This is a genomic window from Acidovorax sp. LjRoot194, assembly GCF_964253015.1.
Lineage (GTDB): Bacteria > Pseudomonadota > Gammaproteobacteria > Burkholderiales > Burkholderiaceae_C > Acidovorax.
Window position 1 is genome coordinate 1,916,914 of record NZ_CAXUQB020000001.1, and the last position, 21,077, is coordinate 1,937,990.

The 21,077-nt window shown below is 60.9% G+C and carries 14 protein-coding genes; 4 read left to right on the top strand and 10 right to left on the bottom strand.

Features of this window, described 5'->3' with window-relative positions; genetic code table 11:
* The first annotated feature begins 10 nt into the window (after positions 1 to 10).
* Together ACSQ3N_RS08775 and ACSQ3N_RS08780 are read left to right on the top strand one after the other, a co-directional pair.
* A complete protein-coding gene (locus ACSQ3N_RS08775; protein WP_056162398.1) occupies positions 11 to 895 on the top strand; it encodes a branched-chain amino acid ABC transporter permease in 885 nt (294 codons plus the stop codon).
* Positions 896 to 910: 15 nt separating this feature from the next.
* Positions 911 to 1,912, top strand: coding sequence for a branched-chain amino acid ABC transporter permease (locus ACSQ3N_RS08780; protein WP_056162400.1), 1,002 nt, complete (start codon positions 911 to 913; stop codon positions 1,910 to 1,912).
* A gap of 65 nt (positions 1,913 to 1,977) precedes the next feature.
* On the opposite strand, the gene ACSQ3N_RS08785 is transcribed toward ACSQ3N_RS08780, so the two are convergent.
* From ACSQ3N_RS08785 to ACSQ3N_RS08800, 4 genes are all read right to left on the bottom strand, one after another.
* On the bottom strand, positions 1,978 to 3,114 hold the full coding sequence (locus ACSQ3N_RS08785) for a lipocalin-like domain-containing protein (RefSeq protein WP_056162405.1): 1,137 nt from the start codon (positions 3,112 to 3,114) through the stop codon (positions 1,978 to 1,980).
* Between the two features lie 37 nt (positions 3,115 to 3,151).
* Positions 3,152 to 4,240, bottom strand: coding sequence for a PLP-dependent cysteine synthase family protein (locus ACSQ3N_RS08790; RefSeq protein ID WP_436146065.1), 1,089 nt, complete (start codon positions 4,238 to 4,240; stop codon positions 3,152 to 3,154).
* 178 nt (positions 4,241 to 4,418) lie between these two features.
* Entirely contained in the window at positions 4,419 to 4,886 is a 468-nt protein-coding gene (locus tag ACSQ3N_RS08795; RefSeq protein ID WP_156371863.1) for a hypothetical protein, read from the bottom strand.
* A 36-nt stretch (positions 4,887 to 4,922) separates the two neighbouring features.
* Positions 4,923 to 5,525: a hypothetical protein gene (locus tag ACSQ3N_RS08800; RefSeq protein ID WP_436146066.1), complete on the bottom strand. Its 603-nt coding sequence runs from the start codon at positions 5,523 to 5,525 to the stop codon at positions 4,923 to 4,925.
* A gap of 1,027 nt (positions 5,526 to 6,552) precedes the next feature.
* Between ACSQ3N_RS08800 and ACSQ3N_RS08805 the strand changes: the two genes are divergently transcribed.
* Positions 6,553 to 6,798, top strand: coding sequence for a hypothetical protein (locus tag ACSQ3N_RS08805; RefSeq protein ID WP_056162415.1), 246 nt, complete (start codon positions 6,553 to 6,555; stop codon positions 6,796 to 6,798).
* Between the two features lie 106 nt (positions 6,799 to 6,904).
* Here ACSQ3N_RS08805 and ACSQ3N_RS08810 read toward each other — a convergent pair whose 3' ends face one another.
* The 6 genes from ACSQ3N_RS08810 to ACSQ3N_RS08835 all read right to left on the bottom strand — a co-directional run bounded on the left by ACSQ3N_RS08810 (position 6,905) and on the right by ACSQ3N_RS08835 (position 20,056).
* Positions 6,905 to 7,978 (bottom strand): RHS repeat domain-containing protein, encoded by a 1,074-nt coding sequence (locus ACSQ3N_RS08810; RefSeq protein WP_082516705.1) that lies wholly within the window; start codon positions 7,976 to 7,978, stop codon positions 6,905 to 6,907.
* A 70-nt stretch (positions 7,979 to 8,048) separates the two neighbouring features.
* Positions 8,049 to 8,375 carry a hypothetical protein gene (locus ACSQ3N_RS08815; protein WP_156371867.1) on the bottom strand — a complete coding sequence of 109 codons (327 nt, stop codon included), beginning with the start codon at positions 8,373 to 8,375 and terminating at the stop codon, positions 8,049 to 8,051.
* Positions 8,372 to 13,276 carry an RHS repeat-associated core domain-containing protein gene (locus ACSQ3N_RS08820; protein WP_436146067.1) on the bottom strand — a complete coding sequence of 1,635 codons (4,905 nt, stop codon included), beginning with the start codon at positions 13,274 to 13,276 and terminating at the stop codon, positions 8,372 to 8,374. Before ACSQ3N_RS08820 ends, ACSQ3N_RS08815 begins: the two co-directional genes overlap by 4 nt.
* Before the next feature lie 160 nt (positions 13,277 to 13,436).
* Positions 13,437 to 15,755 (bottom strand): type VI secretion system tip protein TssI/VgrG, encoded by a 2,319-nt coding sequence (gene tssI / locus ACSQ3N_RS08825; RefSeq protein ID WP_436146068.1) that lies wholly within the window; start codon positions 15,753 to 15,755, stop codon positions 13,437 to 13,439.
* 436 nt (positions 15,756 to 16,191) lie between these two features.
* Positions 16,192 to 18,993 (bottom strand): ABC transporter permease, encoded by a 2,802-nt coding sequence (locus tag ACSQ3N_RS08830; protein WP_436146069.1) that lies wholly within the window; start codon positions 18,991 to 18,993, stop codon positions 16,192 to 16,194.
* Positions 18,994 to 19,075: 82 nt separating this feature from the next.
* Positions 19,076 to 20,056, bottom strand: coding sequence for a helix-turn-helix transcriptional regulator (locus ACSQ3N_RS08835; protein ID WP_436146070.1), 981 nt, complete (start codon positions 20,054 to 20,056; stop codon positions 19,076 to 19,078).
* Positions 20,057 to 20,237: 181 nt separating this feature from the next.
* Between ACSQ3N_RS08835 and ACSQ3N_RS08840 the strand changes: the two genes are divergently transcribed.
* The gene (locus tag ACSQ3N_RS08840; RefSeq protein WP_436146071.1) at positions 20,238 to 21,059 is read left to right on the top strand and encodes a hypothetical protein; all 822 of its coding nucleotides are present in this window, start codon (positions 20,238 to 20,240) and stop codon (positions 21,057 to 21,059) included.
* Positions 21,060 to 21,077 lie beyond the last annotated feature (18 nt).

A 21,077-nucleotide genomic window follows, 5' to 3' on the forward strand; every position in this document is an offset into this window, starting at 1 on the left:
GTTGCCTCCCATGGAATTCTTTGGTGTCTCATTGCCCGGCCTGTTGAGCCAGCTTCTCCTGGGGCTGGTCAACGGTTCGTTCTACGCAATTCTCAGCCTGGGGCTGGCCGTCATCTTCGGCCTGCTCAACGTCATCAACTTCGCGCACGGCGCGTTGTTCATGACCGGCGCCCTGTTCACCTGGATGGCGATGAACTATTTCGGCATCAACTACTGGTGGATGCTGGTGTTGGCGCCGCTGATGGTGGGGCTGCTGGGGGTTCTGATCGAGCGGCTGCTGCTGCGCTGGATCTACAAGCTCGACCACCTGTACGGCCTATTGCTCACGCTGGGCCTGACGCTGCTGATCGAAGGGGTTTTCCGGTCGATCTATGGTGTGTCCGGCCTGGGTTACGACACGCCAGAGTTGCTGGAAGGCGCGACCAACCTCGGCTTCATGATCATGCCCAACTACCGCGCCTGGGTCGTGGTGGCATCGGTGGTTGTGTGCCTGGCTACCTGGTACGTGATCGAAAAGACCAAGCTCGGCGCCTATCTGCGCGCCGGTACCGAAAACCCCCGTCTGGTGGAGGCCTTCGGCATCAACGTGCCGGTGATGGTGACGCTGACGTACGCCTTCGGTGCCGCGCTGGCCGCGTTTGCCGGCGTGCTGGCCGCGCCGGTCTACCAGGTCACGCCGCTCATGGGGCAGAACCTCATCATCGTGGTGTTCGCGGTGGTGGTGATCGGCGGCATGGGCTCCATCATGGGCTCCATCCTCACGGGGCTGGGCCTGGGCGTCATCGAAGGCTTCACCAAGGTGTTCTACCCCGAAGCGTCGTCCACCGTGGTGTTCGTCATCATGGTCATAGTTCTCCTCATCCGCCCCGCCGGCCTGTTCGGCAAAGAAAAGTAAGCAGGGGCCGCACGCATGAACCTCAAGAACATCGCCCCCATCGGTTACGGCCTGCTGCTGCTGGGCCTGGTTGCCGCGCCGTTTCTGGGCGCCTATCCCGTCTTCGTGATGAAGCTCATGTGCTTTGCATTGTTTGCTTCGGCCTTCAATCTGCTGCTGGGCTTCACCGGCCTGCTGTCCTTCGGCCACGCGGCCTTCCTGGGCGGTGCAGCCTATGTGGCCGGGCACGCCATCAAGGTCTGGGGCCTCACCCCTGAGGTGGGCCTGCTGCTGGGCACCGCGGGTGGCGCGCTGCTGGGCCTGCTGTTCGGCTGGCTGGCCATCCGCCGCCAGGGCATCTACTTTTCGATGATCACGCTGGCGCTGGCGCAGATGCTGTTCTTCGCCTGCCTACAAGCGCCCTTCACCGGCGGCGAAGACGGCCTGCAGGGCGTGCCGCGCGGCAAGCTGTTCGGCCTGATCAGCCTGCAGAGCGATCTGGTCATGTACTACGTGGCCCTGGTGATCGTGGTGCTGGCGTTCCTCGTCATCGTGCGCACCATCCACTCGCCGTTCGGCCAGGTGCTCAAGGGCATCAAGGAGAACGAGCCGCGCGCCATCTCGCTGGGCTACGACACGCACCGCTTCAAGCTGCTGGCCTTCGTGCTGTCGGCCGCACTGGCCGGCCTGGCGGGCTCGCTCAAGACCCTGGTGCTGGGCTTTGCCACGCTGTCCGACGTGCACTGGACGGCCTCGGGCCAGGTCATCCTGATGACGCTGGTGGGCGGCCTGGGCACGCTGTCGGGTCCGCTGATCGGCTCGGCCGTGGTGGTGCTGCTGGAAAACAAGATCGGCGAATTCGGCAATCTGCTCGCCGCCCTGACCAGCGTGGAATGGTTCAAGACGCTGGGTGAGTCCGTCACCATGGTCACGGGCCTGATCTTCGTGATCTGCGTGCTGGCTTTTCGCCGCGGCATCATGGGCGAGATCATCGCGTGGATGGACCGGCGGCGCGGGGGCGGTGCGCCCCGGCACTGACGGCACAGGGTTTTTGTCGGCCGATGAAATCCTCAGCCGCTGCCACCTGGGAACGCCCACACGTTCTAAAGGCGCAGCGGTTTTCCGTATCCGGTGAGCTCCAGGTAGCCGCGCCCCACGGGCTCGCCCGCTGCGTTCAACAGATCGCACAGGCCCTCCCAGTAAATAGCGCCGGTCGAGCCGCTGCTGTCGAGCTCCTGGTTGTCCAGCAGTGCCTGCACCTGGTAGGTGCCCACAGGCGTCTGCACGCGCCACTGCACCGGGTAGCGCACGCCGCTGGCAGGGCTGGTCCACCAGCGTTCAGGCGTGAAGGTCACGGTATCGGCGTTGAAGACCTGCACGGCGCCGCCTGGCACGCGCAGCGAACCGCCGGCCCACACGGCGGAGCCGTCCGCACGGCGCAGGCGGAACGCGGTCAGCGCACCGCCGTCCTGCAGGTTCATGCCGATCCAGTCCCACCCCACCACGTCGGGGTGCATCAGCGTCTCGCTCCATTCGTGGTCCATCCAGGCGCGGCCCGTACCGCTGGCAACGGCCATGCGCTCGGCACCCACCGTGATGGAGCCGCTGACCGCCAGCTGCGGCTGGCTGTAGTAGTAGCTGGCCTGCCCGGCATCGGGCCCCTTGCGCGACAGCCCCTGCTGGCCCTGCAGCAGCAAGGGCTGGGTGCTGTCGAGCTCCAGCTGCAGCCGAAAAGCGCTGGCTTCGATGCGGGCGGTGTAGCGACTGTCGGCACCGGGAGTTTGCCCATTGGCGTACAGGTCGCTGCGCACCAGCGACCAGTCCTGCAGCCGGATGTCGGTGTCGGTCTCGCTCGCACGGGCCACGCCAAAACCGGCGCGGGCGATGCGCTGGTCGTGCATCAGCTTCCCGCCGCGCAAATCTGTCACCGCCGCATGGGCAAACAGCAGTTGCTTGGCCGCGAATGCCGATTGCAGGCCCTGCGTCACGTCCACGCGCGACCGGAAGAACGTCACCTGAAACCCCCACGGCTGACCCGCCGCCTGCACGTGGCCGGTGATGTACCACCACTCGGTGCGCAGCTCTGGGTGGCTGCCATGGTCGCGTGGAAAGCTCAGCGCCCGGGCGGACAGGGCCTGCGCCGCCCTCGGCCACAGCAGCAGCCCCTGGCCCAGAGCGCCCAGTCCTGCGGCTTGCAGGCTGGACGCCAGCATCCAATGGCGGCGCGCGGGGCTGTGCATGGCGGGTGTTGGGGCTGAGTCGGCGATGGAGGTGATGTCAGCCGATCAGTGCATCCACTTTCTGCTGCGCACCGGAGCAGTCGCCGAAGGTGCGGTCCACCCAGTCGGTGTCGAAATACGTGGGCAGATAACGCTCGCCGGCATCGCACAGCAGCGACAGAATCGAGCCGCGCTCACCCCGCTCGCGCATTTCGCCCGCCAATGTGAGCATGGCCACGAAGTTGGTGCCGGTGGACGGACCCACGCGCCGCCCCAGCAATTGGGACAGCGCCCGCATGGCCGCGACAGACTCGCAGTCCGCCACGTCGATCATGCGGTCCACCAGCGTGCGAATGAAGCTGGGCTCCACGCGCGGGCGGCCAATGCCTTCGATGCGCGAGCCTGGCGCCGTCAGCGTTGCGTCGCCCGTGCGGTGGTAAGCACTGAACACCGAGCCCGCCGGGTCGGCCACGCAGACCTCGGTGGCGTGGCGCTGGTAGCGCACATAGCGGCCGATGGTGGCGCTGGTGCCGCCGGTGCCCGCACCTACCACGATCCAGCGCGGCACGGGATGGGGCTCACGCGCCATCTGCGTGAACATGCTCTCGGCAATGTTGTTGTTGCCGCGCCAGTCCGTGGCCCGCTCGGCATAGGTGAACTGGTCCATGTAATGACCGCCGGTCTCGGCGGCGATGGACCGGGCGGCCTCGTACACCTCGCCCGCACGGTCCACGAAGTGGCATCGACCGCCATGGAATTCGATCTGCGCGATTTTCTCTGGCGATGTACTGCGAGGCATCACCGCCACGAAGGGCAGGCCTAACAACCGCGCAAAGTAGGCCTCGCTCACGGCAGTGGAGCCGCTGGATGACTCCACCACCGTCGAGCCTTCGTGGATCCAGCCATTGCACAGCGCATACAGGAACAACGACCGCGCCAGCCGGTGCTTGAGGCTGCCCGTGGGGTGCGTGGATTCGTCCTTGAGGTACAGGTCAATGCCGTGTGCCGTGAAGGCAGGCAGCCGCAGGGGGATCAGGTGGGTGTCGGCACTGCGCTGGTAGTCGGCTTCGATGCGGGCGATGGCGGAGTGGAGCCAGTTGTAAGGCGAGGAGGCCGCCTGGGCTGACGATGATGTCGAGATGTGCATCGCATGATTGTCGCAGCGGGCACTCGATGACGACACAACGCTGAAGTGGCCTGTGCATGTTGGACATTGTGCAAACCTTGTCAAAGGCGGCTCATTTGCACCTATTCCGAAATAATGGAAGAACTGGCGCGCGGCACGCCGTCGAGGGTATTTAGTTATTTCAGCTCTATCCCACTGATCAGCTTGAAAAAATATCGTCCGTTTCTTTCGAGGGTGACATATAGACAAAGGCCAGAGTGAGAAGCAGGTCTTGTCGACAGTAAAAGCCAAGCGACGCATAGCCTTGGCCACCTCCTGCCATGGTGACATTGCGCACTAAGATGAACTTGGGCGTATCTCCCAACACCTCCGCTGGGGCCTCCTCAGCTCTTGAGAAGAAATCGGTATTGGCCATACTGCATCGCCCTGAAGGAACTACGTCGGCCGGATTTTCATAGTTCACGATAACTGTCATATCCTTGGAAGGGTCGAACGCGATCACCGTGTCTGTCTTATTATTTTCGATGTGGTAATTTTCTGGAAAATCAATTGAAAATTTTTCTGAAGAAAATTTATAGTTGGATGTGACGGCGCATGAGGAAGTCAGCGTAAGTAGACAGGTAGTTAAAATTGTGTTGATTGATCTAAGGGTTGAGAGTCTTGTCACATTGTGCGATTTGGTTTGTTGTATTTTATATGCTGATTAATCTTCAATCAGAAGAATCGCCTCAGAAAAATTTTTCGTTCCGAGCTTGATGGTGGAGAAGAAGTAATTTTTGGCAGGATGCCTTATAGTCAATTCAAATTCATTTGTCTTCCGAACTAGTGAGGATCCAATTTTTAAACAATCGCTGTTTTCTAGCGGAAAATGAAAAATCAATCCATATAGCTTCATGCCTTTTGAGGCTTCGTTAAAACTTAAGATTTCAATTTTTTCATCATTTTTAAAATAGAATTTATTATTATTTTTCCTTGCAAAAATTAAGTCTTCTTCGCCACTCCTTGCTGCTAGAGTAAATTTTGATTTTTGTGAGTCTAGCTGCTCGGAGATTGTTTTCCATAGTGTGCATTTAGGTTCTTCTATTTCAGTTGCATACGCTGAAGATTTTATAAAAAGCAGCAGTAATATTGAAAATATTGATGTTGTTTTTTGCATTGATTTTGAGGGTTTTTTTTGGTGACTATGAGCCTGCGTTGACTTCAGGATTTGGACTAGATGCTGGTGCTGGACATGTGGTTTGTGGAGAGCTCGCCTGAGGGCCAGGGGTTTGAGAAGTGCCAGGGTAGCCGCCAAATGTTGCGGCAAGGCCGAAACTGGTAGCCCAGCTGTAGCGCTTCATTTAATAGTTGGTGCAGCATCTCCTCATCGCGGTGTGGCATTTCGTGCGTTGACCTTCGCCAGCCACCAAGGCCAGCAGGATTTAGAGGTGATATACCCTTAGTTCGATTGGCTACCCGTAATAGTGAGGTCCCGACAGGTTGCTTTGGCCTGCTGTACATAAGCAAAGCATGGGATAAATATTTATGGCGCGAAATTTGTGCGCGTCATAAGCATAAATGCTGCTAGAAATAAAAACTCGATCAACTTAAATTCTGAAGCGATAAACATAAGGGGAATAGGGATTTTGGCAATACCATCCACTCTGATAAAAAATAAAAGAGCCACTAAAGTATTAATAAAAGCAAGGGCGAACAAAATAATAAGCCAATTTTTATCAAAATCCATCGCGAATTTATTTAATTCATATATAAATATTGAAAACAAAAAATACAGTGTAATATTTACCTTCTCATTAAATTTTTGCATTTTATTTAAATATTAGAATTGCAGAATTTATATGTTTTTGGCTGACTCTTCAGTACCCTTTGATGCTGGCTGACGCCATTCAGATGGCTTTTTGGGTAAAGGTTTTTAGGTCTTTTTCATGGCTGTATTGCACGTAATTTTCTTCTCTTTGCTAGGGCCGGGGCCGTAGAAAAAATCATGGGTTTTGCAAATGAAGTACGTACTATCGAACAGTGGAGCACTTCGAACTTCGCCTCGTTAACGCCGACGCTCAATTTTCTACCGCACCAATTAAAATATCTCGCCTATCACCATTCGATCTGTTTGGTCCATATGTCCATATACAAATTCAAACTATGACGCACACTAAACGTGCCACGGCACTAGCACGCTGTTCGCTGCGCACAATGTCCTGAACGGCACAATCATCGGGCAAAGGTCATCCGCGCAAATGCACGATTAAGTTTCGAGCAGAACGTTACACTGCGATAGATTGCGACTATGCCCTTCAGGCATACCGACGGGATGTCAACGATGAAGAAGTGTTATGGCTTGGACGGTGCACGCTGCATCTGCCGACGAACAGCAGCGCGTCCAATTCGAACACATCCGCGCGTTAATACAGCAGGCCACCGGTAACAGAGTCGGAATGGCTTGGGCAAACCAAGGCACGATGCCCGACAAGGCAAAAGAGGCGGTCTCTGCCAATAGCGTAAACCTGCAAATCTTTAAGCTGTCCAAGCGCTGGGTGGTGGAGCGAGGCTTAGGCCGGCTGGCGCTCTTGGGACCATGAAAGTTTGGCCGCTGTGCCCAGTAGGATGCACCTTCTTACCTTTGCCGCACTCATACTCCCCAATACTTAGCGGGGTTTGCTTCGTTGGGTAAGTTGCTGCAATTATCTAAATACAATCTTTATAGAAAGAACAGGCTGCAGTAAAAAATATAATAAAATAAATGGGCGTAAAAATTACCCCTGAAATAATCCACTTCTTCAATCCATATTTAAGTCCTGGAAGGTAGGTGAAGGCTATTATTGAGCTGGATAGTAAATCTCTTTGTACATCATTTTTGAGATAATTAAAATTATAATATAGGTAGTATGAAAAAAGTACAGAAAGAAAACAGGAGATGCATAGCATCAATAATAACTTGAAAATATCTTTCATGGCTGCATATAGAATTTGCCCACGGGGGGCTATAATGTTGGTTATAGGTAGAGGGTTTGCGTAGCCGGGAGCTTGCCATTGCCCGCCAGTTTCAAGACTGGGCGGAACACCTCCAGCTCTTTGTATGATTCCTGATACATATGAATTGCTATTGTATTTTCCAGGATCCATTTTTCCATCTATAGATCCTGGGACGGGTGATATGCTTGGTTTTGAGTATGGCAGACAGTTACAATATTCTTTTGAAGCCTCTTTTAGCTTTTTTAGAAACTCACAGTCACTCATTCCCTCCGGGCGTGGAATAATTTGTCGAGAAACAATTCCTTTTGAATCTTCTGGATAATTTGGTGCTGATTTGAGATTTCCGTTTGCAAAATTGCCTGATGGTTGGCCTCCCAGCGTACTAGTACCGCCCAAGTCGCAGTTTTTATCATCCGGAGTAAGTTGGATCGCGAGATGATAAGAGTCAGGATTTGTTAGTCTACCTACAGGCCCTGCCGCAGAGTGGCCTACAATTTGGGCCTCTAGCCCTTTAGGATCTATAAGTTGCAATGGTTGATTTGTGTAGCGATACGCGTGGAAGCCTCCCCTTAATCCGATAGGGTCTTGGCTAACATACTGCCCCACCCCGGGATCGTAGTACCTAAACCGGTGGTAATGCAGTCCGGTCTCTGCATCAAGCTGCTGCCCCTGCAAGCGGATGGGTTGATGGATGTGGTGGGGGTTGTACTCCTGCTCGATCTCGCCCCAGGCGCCGTACCTGTCGGCCCAGCTTACGTCTCCCGCTTGATCGCCGTTCGCGTTCACGAGCGCAGCGGATGCGCAAGGATAGACACCTTAAGCATCTTAATAAAATCATATTTCCAAACCGAATTAATCAAGCATCACCGCCAAGCCTTAAAATCAAATAACCACATCCGCCCACAAAGTAAAGCCAAACAATAAAGATTGTTATTTTTATAGAAATTATAATAGCACGGATTTTTTTACCAAATTTTTTGCCGTTATTTGCAGCAATCCATTTTGTAAATTTCCAATTATTGCCCGGCGTATTATTTAATATAATATGAGGGGAACCAATTTTTATAAATTCATCAGGATAGTCCCGTTGCAGCTCTTGAAATAAAAATTGACAAAGTACCATTCCCACTATTGCTATAAAAAAAACAATCCACACCAAAATCTGCATGGAATTATCATTCATGGCTTATACCCAATCGTAACTCCTGTTGATACTCCAACGGTACCTACGCCTGGAGAAATCTTCCCAGACAGCCCGCCCACTCCCCCAGCTGCCTTAGCTGATATGCCCAACATTCCATTTCCAGCCGACGCGTTGCCCTGGATAATTATTCCTTTCGGACCACTCCCAACCACTAACTCTTGGCCTGCTGCAGTGCAACTTGCACTCAAACCAGCTTGCGGACCCACGCCAACATACTGAACTCCGTTTTCATTGTTGTATTCAACTGTCGCGCCTATAGGGCCGACTCCTCCACGGTATGAACAAGTCATACCAGAGGTGGGTTTAACTTGAATGGGTGGGAGTTCGGGTTTGCTCGAATTGGCAGGTGGCAGTCCAGCTGCGCACTCAGCTGTTGCACACATACTCTTTTGTCCCGGACCAGGTCTAGTTGGGAAATTTACCGGACCTCTATTTTTAAGGTCGAAAAGGCCTAAAGGATCAACGGAGTTCAGTGAATCATGGTCTACATAAGAAGATCCATTAGTTCCTCCTAGCAAACCAATCGGATCCTGAGTTACATACTGCCCCACCCCGGGATCGTAGTACCTAAACCGGTTGTAATGCAGTCCGGTCTCTGCATCAAGCTGCTGCCCCTGCAAGCGAATGGGTTGATGTATGCAGCGGGGGTTGTACTCCTGCTCGATCTCCCCCCAGGCACCGTACCGGGCCGCCCAGCTCACCTGTCCAGCCTCTTGTCCGTTGGCGTCCACCAGCGCAATGGGTGTGCCCAAGTGGTCCGTCACGAAGTGCCGGATGGTCAGCGGGTGGGTATCTTCGATGTGGGCTTGGGTGTCCTTGATGAGCTGCAGCGACTCTTGCACTTGGCTTCGCATCTCCTGCGGCAGCAAGGCGGACAGCTGGTAGCCCGGTTGCAGGACCTCCTTCAGCGCTTGGTGCAGCATCTCTTGGTCGCATTGCTGCAGCTCTGGTTCTTGCGCTTGTGCGTCGCCGCTGCCGGCCAGGGCCAGCAAGGTTTTGACGGGGTTGGTCTGCCCATCTTTGTGGCGCTCGATCTGCAGCAGCGGCACAAAGCTGCCCGGCTCGTACACCGTGTGCTGGATATGGCCGTGGGATTGGGTGTGCACCAGCCGGTCCCCATCCCAGCCGTAGTGGGTGGCTTGGCTTTCCTCGTCAGTCTGTTGGTGTGTCTTGCTCACCCTGCGTCCGAACGCGTCGTAACGGTAGGTGGTTTTGCTTTGCACCTGTCCTTGCGGGTCGATCCGTGTGACTTGCCTGAGTTGGTGCAGGCCGTCGTAATGCAGGGCGGTGGTGCTGCCATCGCCGTGGCGCGCCTCCGTGCGGTTGCCCCAGTCGTCATACCGGTAGTGGATGGCGCCTTCATCATCTGCGCCCTGGCTCCAGCCGATGCGGTTGTCTTGCCAGCGCTCCACGTGCTCTGTGGCAGGGTTGTCCGTGGTAGGTTGGGGCTGCAGCAAGTTAAAGCGTGGGTCGTGCAGGTGCTGCCGGACCTGGGCGGTCCAGTCTGCGCCGGTAGCGGTGTTGCCGCCCGAGTTCTTGCCGGGCACTGGGTCAGGCAGCCGGTTGCCCGCCGGGTCCAGTCTCCAGCGCGCTTGCTGCTCACCCTGGGCACTGGCGCTGCGCTGGCCTGTCAGGCGCTGGCGGGCGTCGTACTGGTACGCGTCTGCGTGGGTCGGGGTCTGGATGCCCACCAACTGGCCCAGGCTGTCGTAGGTGTAGCGGCGTTGCCGCAGGCCGCCGATGAGGGGCGCTGCGCTGGCGGGGGCACTGTTTTGTCCGGGCAGGCCTTGCCAGCGCTGGTGCAGCAGGCGGCCCAGGGGATCGAGCTGGCGGCTCTGGGTGAGCGCTGCGCTGGCCATCTCGCCAGGCAGCAGGTGCAAGGTGCGGCCCACTTCGCGGTGCAGCTTGTCGCGCTCCAGCGCCACCAGGGGCATCTGGTTGAGCAGCACGCCGTGCACGTGCCCTGAACCGCAGCTGAGCCAGTCGAGCTGGCCGATACCCTGCAGTTCGCTGGTCTCGCGTTGCCCCAGGGCGCCCAGGCGGTGGTGGATGCGGTGTTCGAATTCAATGACAGGCTCGCCGCTGGAGTTGCTGTACAGCGTTTGCACTTCGCCAGTGGGGCGCCTCAGGGCGTCGCGCTGCAGTTCCACACGGCTGCTTTGGTGCAGCCAGTGGACTTGCAGATTTTGCAGCAACGGGTTGCTGGTCTGCGCCTGGGCATCGCGCTGCTGGTGAAGCGCGGCATTGAGTTGCGCAGTGCTCAGCTCCAGCCAAGCTGCGATCAGGGCGGCTGGCGCATCAACCTGATTGGGCTGATCAGACCAGTCCATCTCCCAGCCCTGCGTGTCCAGGAGTTCGCCGCTGTCGCTGTAGCCGAAGTGGTGGATCTGCAGGTCGGCGCCCTTGTCGGGTGTAGCTGGCTGCGCTGCACCAACGTTGCCGACCTTGCCGGTCACGCGGTAGATCAGCCGCCCTGCGCTGTCGTAGTGGTAGCGGCTGCGCACCGTGCCGGGGCTGTCTCCTGGGCTCTGGCCAGGCGCGCCTATGCCGCTGTCCTGCGCATCGGTCTTCTCGATCAGCTGGCCTGCCGCGTCATACCGGTAGCTCTGGCTGCGCCCATCGAACCCTGTCTCCCGGACCAGGCGGTCCTCACTGTCGTAGGCAAAGCGGGTAACTGCATGGTTCTCGTTGATCAGCTCGGTCAGGCGCCCGGCCACGTCGTAGCGCAGGTGCAAGCTTGCGCCCGCCTGGGTCTGCGCGGTGACGCGGCCCCACAGGTCGTGCTCATAGGTGATGGTGGTGGTCTGTACCGACGCATCGGACGGCCGTGCTGTGGGACTTGCCAACGCCCCCAGCGTGATGGCCTGCACCTGGTCGTTGTCGCCCCAGCGGTATTGCACCAGCGTGCCGTCCGCCAGGGCGGTCTGCTGCAGTCTGCCCACGATGTCGCGCTGGTGGCGTGTGCGTTGGCCCAGGGCGTCGGTCTCTTCGATGAGCTCGCCCCAGGCGTCGTGCTGCCAGCGGCTGGTGTGGCCCGAGCAGTCGGTGTAGCTCGCCAGCTGGCCGACGGCGTTGTAGCCCAGGGTCTTGCGCCCGCCCTGGGCATCGATCAGCGCAATGGGCTGGTCCACCCAGGCGCGGGCGTTGCCTGCGGCGGCGTGGGGCGGCCCGCTCGGGTATTCCAGGTGGGTGGTGAGGGCGATGTCGCCCGCCACCACGGTGGTCTGTACCAGGCGGGCCCAGGGGTCGTATTCGTAGTGGGTGTGGATGCCGCTGGCGCTGGTGCTGTGCAGCAGCAGGCCGTCGGCGGCGGTGCCGGGCAGGCCCCAGCGCTGCTGGCTGCTGCGGCCGTCGGGCCCTTGCACCCCGAGCAGGTGGCCCTGGCCGTCGTAGCGCCAGTGGGTGGTGCGCCCCAGGGCGTCGGTGGCGGCAATGCGCCGGCCTGCGCTGTCGTACTGGTAGTGTGCTTCGCTGCCGTCCGGTTGCACCTCGCGGGTGATGCGTTTGAGGCCGCCGGTGCCTTCGTGGTGGTACCGGGTCACGCGCCCCAGGCTGTCGCGCACGGTGGTGCAGCTGGCGGCCCTGGGGTCCTGGGGGTGGGCATCTTCGTAGTCGAAGTAGTAGCTCAGGCCTTCTTCGTTGTGGTGCTCGGCCACGCGGGCGCCGGGGCGGGGTGGCGGGTTGCCACTGGCGTCAGCGACTTTCTGGTCTTGGCGCTGGTCTTCGTAGACGTAGGTGTGCTCGGGGCCGCTGCCCACCCGGTGGGCGACCATGCGGTGGGCGCTGTCGTAGGTGAACTGGCGGGTGCGCCGGCCGTCGCGGGCGTGCACGGCGATGAGGTCGCCCAGGGGGCTGTAGTGGTAGCGCACCAGGGGGATGGGGTCGTGCCGCTGTGCGCCAGCACCGGAGCCTGAGCCTGAGCCAGAACCCGCATGCTCGGGGTCGTGCGGGTTGTAGGTGCAATCCACGCCGATCAGGCGCAGGCCGCTGTCGGGGTTCAGGCCTGCCAGGGTTTGCGTGGGGACAGGGGCGGTTCCTGCGTCTGCGGCTGTCGCTGCGCTGCTGGGCCGGTTGTACAGGAGCGCATAGCGCCGGCCCGCCCCGTCGGTGATGCCTTGCAGGCGTCCGCGCTCGTCGTGCTGGTAGTGCTGGCTGCGCCCGTAGGCGTCCATCAGGCCGATGAGCCGGCAGAAACCTTTGGAAGAGCCCTCGGCTTGCACCTTGAAGAGCCAGACGGTGCGCCCGCCCTGCGTGGCTGCCAGCAGGTAGTTGGGGTCGGCCTTGGCGGCGGCAGGTACGTGGGCCCAGCGCTGTTGCCGGTGCCAGGGCAGGAGTTCTTCTGCGGTGTTGGGGTAAGGGTTGGCGCCGGTAGTGGGAACGGGAGGATTCTCGGTATTACCAGCCAGAGCAGACAAGGCCTGCGCCACCCCCATGCCGCCTCCGCGCATCAGCAGCAGCCCTTCGCTGTCGCTGTGCAGGCTCTGGCCCGGCTCCAGCGCTTCGTCGAACGTGATGACCCGCCCGCCCGCATCGCGCAGCAGGGTCTGTGTGGCTTTGAGCTCGATGCTCAGCTCGTGCGGCAGCTTCCAGCCGTAGCCCAGCAGCCCGCAGTCGCTGCCGTGCTCTGCGTTGACGTAGCTGCTGTACTGCCGCTGCCACACCAGCGGCATGGGGCCGGGCAAGGCAAAGTCCAGGTCTTCCGTGCCCACCAGCACTTTGGCGCCCAGCGTGGGGTTGACGGGGCTGCCGATGGCCTTGCCGCCGGGGCAGGTAGAGCAGGCGATGCCCCCTTGCGAGCCGATCAGCACGGTCAGCGATCCCTGCGTGATCGGCCCTCCTGACTTCGTCAGATCTCCCAGCCTTGCTGCCGGCTTGCCCATGGTGATTCCCTCTTCTCTTTATGAATGAATGCGTTTTTTGTGGTGGATCGAGCTGCGTGTGCGCACCCGTTTGCCGCCGTGCTGGTGCGGCAAACGGGTGCTACGCCTGCTCCACTCAGCTTTGATCAGCTCAGCTCAGCTCAGCTCAGCTCAGCTCAAATCAACAATTGAGCTTGTCCAGCGGTGACAGCACTTCGATCTGGCCTGGGGTGAGCTTGATGGTGCTGCTGCCGCAGGTGAGCAGGATCTCTTCCTTGGCGTTGAGGTGGATCTTTTTGGACTCCAGGAAGATCTGGGTCGCATCGATCTTGATGCAGCTGGGCGCATCGCCCCCACCACCGCCACCTCCGCCCGCCGGTGCACCCGTGGGCGCGACGATGTTCTTGACTCCCGCACCCGCTGCGGTCGGCGCGCCGTCTCCTGCCGCGCTTTGTCCCGCACCTGCGCCGACTTCCAGCACGTAGTCTTTGCCCACGGTGGTTTTCTGGGTCTGCCCGACCTGGGTGGTCTGGCTCTTGCCCACGATGGTGGACATCATCACGCCGATGTTCTGGCTGTACGCCACCCCGACGTTCATCATGCGCACCACGCCCACGTTGAGCATGGACAGGATCCCGATGGTGTGCCGCTTGGTCAGGCCGATGTTCACCGTCTCGTTCTTGCCGACACTTTCCTTGCGGTTGTCGCCGATGCTGATCTTTTCGTTGTGGTCCACCCGCTCTTTGCGGTTGCTGTGGATGGTGATGGTCTCGTCGCCATCGACCTCTTCCGTGCGCCAGCCGTGCACGGTGATCTTCTCGTTGCGGTCCACCGTCTCGGTGCGGTCCCGGTGGATGGTGTTGGTCTCGTCCCGGTCGATGGTCTTCTCGCGGTCGTTGCCAACCCATTTGACTTCATCGTTCTCGACTTCGGTCAGCTGGTCTTTCTGCGCGTGCAGCCACAGCTGTTCCTGCCCCGCCTTGTCTTCAAACCGCAGGGCGTTGGCGTCGCCCGGGCCGTTTTTCATGCCCGCGCCCGCAGCGCCCCCTTTGCTCGATCGCGTGAGGATGCCGCTTTGCGTGGCGTTGCCCGGCAGGCTCCAGGGGGGCATGTTGACGGCGTTGTAGACGCAGCCCGTGAGGATGGGGTAGTCCGGGTCGCCGTTCAGGTGGTCGATGATCACTTCCATGCCGATGCGCGGGATGAATACGGCGCCGAACTGCGGGCCGGCCCAGCTGGTGGACACGCGCACCCAGCAGCTGGAGTTCTCGTCCATCGCGCCGATGCGGTCCCAGTGGAATTGCACTTTGACGCGGCCGTACTTGTCGGTCCAGATTTCTTCTCCGGGCGGGCCCACCACCACCGCGGTCTGCGGGCCGCGGGTGCGCGGCTTTTCTGTGGTGCGCGGGGGGCGGTAGTCGCTGCTCGTGGGCTGCGCCCGCATCACGAATTGCTGGATGGAGCCCGCCTCTTGCGTGTTCTTGGTCGCCGTGGCGCCACCTGCCTTGGCGCTGCTCACTTCGGGGTTTTCTTCGAAGTGGTAGTGCACGCTGAGCACCAGGTACTGGCGGTTTTGGTCTTCGCGGGGGTAGTTTTCCAGGTTGATGGTGTAGCCGGGCGCCAGGTTGCGTTTGTTGGCGCGGCCCAGCACGCGGTTTTGCTTGGCCAGGTGTTCCTGCAGGCGCAGCCGGGCGTAGGTCTCGCCGTCCGGGAATTCGGTGTAGCCGCCGGGCCATTCGTAGATCTCGTATTTGTCATGCTCGTGCCCCGGAGGGTTCTGGCGCATGTTGGAGAGGTCGGCCCGCGGTTTCTTGAAGTCGTAGTCGTCGTTGTAGTGGCGTCCGGGCTGCACTTCCTGGGTCAGCTCCCAGGCGTGGAAGTGCTCGCGCTCTGCCACGGCCGCCTTGCCCGGTGGGTAGAACGGGATGACGTGGCCACCGGGCAGCGGGCTGTGCGAGCCCACGATGTCGTCGGCCAGCACCAGGGTGTGGCTGCCCGCGCTGTGCGTGAAGTAGTAGTAGGCGCCTTCGTGCTCGAGCAGGCGCGCCACGAATTGGTAGTCGCTCTCGCCGTACTGGGTGCAGTAGTCCCAGGTGCGGTAGGTGCGGGTGAGCTTTTTCTCGATGGGAAAGCCGTACTTGCCGAGCACTTCCATGATGATGTCCGGCACGGTTTTGTGCTGGAAGATCTTGAAGTCGGTCTTGCGCGTGGCCACCCACAGCCAGGGGCGAAGGCGCATCCGGTAGGACCCCCAGCGGTGGTCCTGCCCCTGCATGCCAAAGTGCGTCACGAGGCCGCTCAGATACCGTTTGCCCAGGCCTTCGATCTCGACCACGACCGATGCCGCCTTGCCCAGCAGTGCCTTGGGGTCGATGCTTTTGCTCTGGCTCACCAGGTCGATGTCCAGCGAGTACAGCTCGCTCAAGGACTCGGTGCCGTCGAGTTTGCGAAACTGCAGTTGTTCGCCCAAAGGGGTTTGGATCGTGACGCGGCGGGTCATGCGTTTTGATCCGCTTGGGCACACGTCAACCCGTGTGGGCCTGCCAGTACCGTGAGCGATCTCTGTGTGATCGCCCCTTCAGATTCCGTCGAATCTCCCCGCCTCATTGCTGGCCTGCCCATCGTCTTCGCCCTCGAATATTTGTTGTAGCCGCGTACCCTGAGGGGCCGCGAAATCGACGGGCATGATAGGGGTGAGGGTCGCTAAAAACCTGCTGCGGCGCGCCCCAGTTTGCGTTTCAAAACAACTCTTACGGAGCCACGGGTTAAGTGGCGCCGAGGGCCTGTTTTTCGGCATTTGACGTTGATTGGAGCGTCGTATGCGCAATCCAAAACTGCGGAAATTGGGCCCCTGTAACGGGCATCTGAACAACGGTGGCAGCAGTGAGCGGAGGCAAGCGCCGTCTGCACAGCCGGTCACGCCGCAGCCCATCACGTCACCAATCTTCCTTCACCGCCATCACCGCATCGCTGCCCGCTGCAGCGCGGCCTGCGACCCATGCTGTGAGCGTGCCCGATGCCACCACCGCCAGGCTCAGTGCCAGAAGGCGCCACAGCGGCACCTCCAGGTCCATCGTCCAGTGAAAGCTCTGCGGGTTCACCACATGCACCAGCACCACCGACACGGCCAGGCCCAGCAGCACGCCCGCCACAGCGCCCACGCCAGTCCACGCGGCGCCTTCGCCGGCGACCACGGCCAGGATCTGCCGGCGCGTGAGTCCCAGGTGGGCCAGCAGCCCGAACTCCTTGCGGCGCGCGAGGATCTGCGCGCTGAAGCTTGCGGCCACGCCGAAAAGCCCGATGCCGATGGCCACCGCCTGCAGCCAGTAGGTGACGGCAAAGCTGCGGTCGAAGATGCGCAGCGAGCGCTCGCGGATGGTGCCGGACGAGACGAACTCCACCAGTGCTGTTGCGCTGTCTGCCGACATTGATGTTGACGTTGCTGTTGATGTTGCCGCGGATGTCGATGTGGATCTGGTCGTGGTCATGGCCGTGGATTCCGATGCTGGCGAAGCGCCCGCCGCGGCAGGTGCCCCGCCTTTGTCCACCGCCCCTCTAGCGATGGCAGCTGCCACCGCCCGGATGGACTGCTGCAAGGCCTCCAGGTCTGCGCCCTCACGCGGCCACAGGGCCAAGTCGCTGGTGCGGGCGTCGCCCGTCAGTTGCAGCCACACCGCGCGGTCCATCACCACGGCACCGGACTGCCGTGCATAGTCACGCCAGACGCCTGCTATAAGAAATATAGCTGGTTGCGTTTGCTGAGCAAGCGGTAGAGGCGAAAAAGACTTGGACAATGCCGGCCACTCCATGCCTGGGCGCACGCCGTACAGGTCGACCACCGCCTCGCTCACGTAGACGCCCGTGCGTCCTGCGGGGACCGGCAAAGCGTCGCCCACCAGCGGCAGGTTGCGCGCCGGGTCGGGCCCCAGCGGCCGGCTGATGACCATGAGCGCAGGACGTGTGGCGTCAAGCTGCACCGGGCTGGCACGCAGGGGCTGCGTGCGCTCCAGGTCCGGCAGTTGCGCGACAGCCTCTGCAAAGCCCGCCGGCAGCAGCGCTGCGTCGCTGCCCGGTGCGTTGAGCGCCGAGCGCACGTACAAAGGCGATGGCAGCACCGCGTCCAGCCATTGCGTGACCGATCCGCGAAAGCTCGACACCATCACTGTGAGCGCCACGGCCAGGCTCAGGCTGGCCACCACGCCCCCCACGGCGATGGCGGCGGTGCCGCGCATGCGGCGCGCGCGCTCCAGCGCCAGCAGCGTCAAGGCATGCCGCGCGGCCAGCGGCTGCAGGCGATGCAGCAGCCAGGCCATGCCCCAGGGCAGCAGTGCGATGCCGCCCACCAGCAGCAGCCCGATGGCGACGTAGGCCGCGAGCGGAATGCCCGCCACCGGTGGCACACGCGTCAGCAGCGCGCCCGCTGCGATCAGCACCACACCCACCATGCTGCGGCCTGCTTGCGCGGATGCGACACCCAGGCCTTTGAGGGTCTGCGCGGGCGGCAAGGCCTGCGCTGCGCGCGCCGGCCACCAGCCACCCACCAGCGCTGCAAGCACACCCAGCACGCCATAGGCCAGAGCCGCTGTCGCGCTCCACTGCAGCGCAGGCTGCACGCCTGAAAAATAGCCCCCGCCCAGGTCGCCACCCAGCAACTGCAGCGCGGTGGCCGCCAGGGCGGTGCCCAGGGCAATGCCTGCGGTGCTGCCCACCAGGCCCAGCACGGCAGATTCGGCCAGCACCAGCGCCAGGCGCTGCCGTGGCGTGGCGCCCAGCACGGCCAGCAGCGCAAACTGTGGCGCACGCTGCGCCACACTCAGCGCCAGTACCGAGAACACCAGGAATGCCCCTGTGAACAGCGCCACCAGCGCCAGCACGGTCAGGTTAACGCGGTAAGCGCGCGACAAATTGCTGATGCGCTGCGCCGCATCGCCAGGCTGTGCAAACACCAACTGGCCAGGCCAGCCGGGCAGGGCACGCACGGACTGCTGCCACGCGCTGCGGTCTGTGCCGGGCTGCAGCTGGATGTCGATGCGGCTCAACTGCCCCGCGCGGCCCCACAAATCCTGCGCCGCGCCAATGTCCATCACCGCCAGCGGCGCACCGCCCGCGGCCACCGTCCCGGCCACCCGTACGGGCAGCTCCTGCAGGCCTGCCTGCAGCAGGATGTACGGCACGGACTCGGCCGGGTTGCGCGGCGCGACGGGCAAGCCCAGGGCCTGCAGCGCTGCCGCGTTGAGAAAGACGGTCGCCGGCGCAAACAGCGCCAACCGTTCTTCTCCAGGCCACAGGCGCGGCATGAGCGCTGGCGCCATGCCAGGCAGGAGCAGTGCGTCCACGCCCAGCAGACGGAGCGCGGTGCCCTGAGGCGATGCCGATGCCGATGCCGCGCCAGGCGTTGAGGGATTGGCTTGCGGTGCCTGCGTTGTGGGTGGCTGCGGAACGGCCCGCGCGACTGCCGACAGCTCGAGCACCGGGCTGGCACTCGCCACCTGCGGGTGCGTGGCCAGCTGCCCATACAGCGCCTCGGGCAAAGAGCCTTGCATTGCCCGCAGCTCCAGGTCCGGCTGCCCGTTCACCGCCCGCACCGCCTGCGAAAACTCGTCCAGCGCCGAAGCATTGATCACATGCACTGCAAACGCCAGCGCAACCCCCAGCATCACTGCCACAACGGCCGCGGCGCTGCGCCAGGGATGGTGGCGAAGGTCCTGCAACGAGAAAGTGGTCAGCAACAATCGCATCGTGTGGATTGTGCAGTGCAGTGCACTGCTGTGATGTCCCGAGCGCCTGCGGACGAGCCGATCGATCCAGCGCGCCCCCGCGCTACTCCGCCTGCCGCAGCTCGTCGATGAGTTCCGCGACGTTGTTCACTTTCAGTTTGTCGTACAACGACCGGATCTGATTGCGCACGGTGGAAGGAGACCGCTGCCGCAACCCTGCGATCTGCTTGTGCGTGTAGCCCTTGGCCATCAAATGCGCCACCGCAAATTCGTGCGGCGTCAGACCGTCTGCCGCGCAGCGGGGGCGTGTCTTGATGAACAGCAAGTGGTGCTCAACACGCAGCGTGACGACCACGGTACGCCCGATGACACGCGGGAGCGCACTGTTGGCCGCCGCCATCACTGCTGAAGGCAGCACCTGTCCTCGCCAGCTGTCCCACTCAGCCAGCATCGCTTGCTTGAACACCGAATCCATGTGGTGCAGCACCCCGCGACGGTCGGCGATGGCCGAGCCGATATGTGCGTCGCGGCCCTGGCCGCCAAGTTGTTGCAGATGCACCCGCCGGCTCAAATCCAGCGCCTGATGAAAGTGCGGCATCAACAAGGCCAGGCGCAGACGTTCGGCTTCGGTGCAATAGGCCCTCGGGTTGGCGCGGAACAGGGTCAACCAGCGGGTGAACCGGGTCTCGGACGTGACGGCACCACTGATGAAAAAGTGGCACTGGCCAAACCGACGGCCGTAGTCGCGCAAGGGCTCCTGCGAGGGATCCTTGAACCAGGAGTCGGCATGAAATGCCAGCGTGGACGTGGGCTGGCTGGAAACATCCATGGCCGCCGTGTCCAGGTGCTTGAGTTCCTCATAGGCCTGCAGCATCTCCACGGGTTGGTTGTGCAGGTGAATGGTGTGAATGTCGATGCCGCTGGCAGTCAATGTGGCAGAGCCCCACATCGCAGAGTCGAAGGGAAGGGCTGGCTTGAGCAGTGCCAGCGCCCCGTCCTGAAATTGATCGATTGGTAGCTCGTGGCTCAACCGGTACAGGTTCAGCAGCAAATCGTTGTAATCGCTCGGGACGGTAGTGGACATGCTTTGTTGGAGTGGCATAGCGACGTCGGAGGCCCAGACAGTGTACAAAAATAGTTCATTTGAATCATTTTGTATCTCTAGTGTCATTCATAGCATCGACGGTGAGTGAGGGCGCTGGTGTTTCCATGTCGGGTATGCGAGCGGAGCCTTCCTTGAAAAACTTCTAAAGGCAATGATTCCCATGAAATCGTCGATGCACCGCGTGAGAGCGCTTTTGCTTGTGGCTGGTCTGGCCGTCCTGACTGCTTGTGGCGGCGGCGGAGGGGGCGAAGACTCTCCACCACCCAGCGGAGCCAGCAGCGCCGGCGCGCCGCCCTCCATCATTGGCAAGACGCTCGTGCAAACCGTGCAGAGAAACGACGGATCGCCGAACGTGATCGGGGTGGGCAAGAAAATCACCTACAGCTTCATCGACGCCAACACGATCCGCGGAGAGGGCCTGTTCACCCATCCCACAACGAGCTGGAGCTACGGCCTCAACGGCAACGTGGCCACGGTGAAACTTGTGTATGCCGTGGGCTATGCCAACGACACCTTGACGTTCACCTCCCCAACGGGCGGCACGTACCGGTCGGAGACCGGGCTCAACAGCGGCACCAAGGGCTGGCACGAGGGCACGTTCACGGTGTCCACCTATGAGCAGGGCGCAGGCACTGGGTCCGGCACAGGCACAGGCACGGGAACTGGAACTGGAACTGGAACTGGAACTGGAACTGGAACTGGAACTGGAACTGGAACTGGAACAGCCACCACAGGCCAGGTCGTTGTCTGGACCAGCAATGCATCCAGCTCGCAGATATCCGTCACGATCGACAACAGCCTTGCGGGGACGCTGACACGCTATTTCACCGTTGGCAAGCCTGCCTGTGGCGAAAGCGGGGGAGTCACCAAAACGCTGACACCTGGCGTCCATACGCTGAAGGCGACGGCCGGCAATATGACCTGGGGGCCTAGCACCTTCACTGTCACAGCGGGCGGTTGCCTGTCTTATGAGCTGAAGTGACGAGTGTCTGGCTGCGCG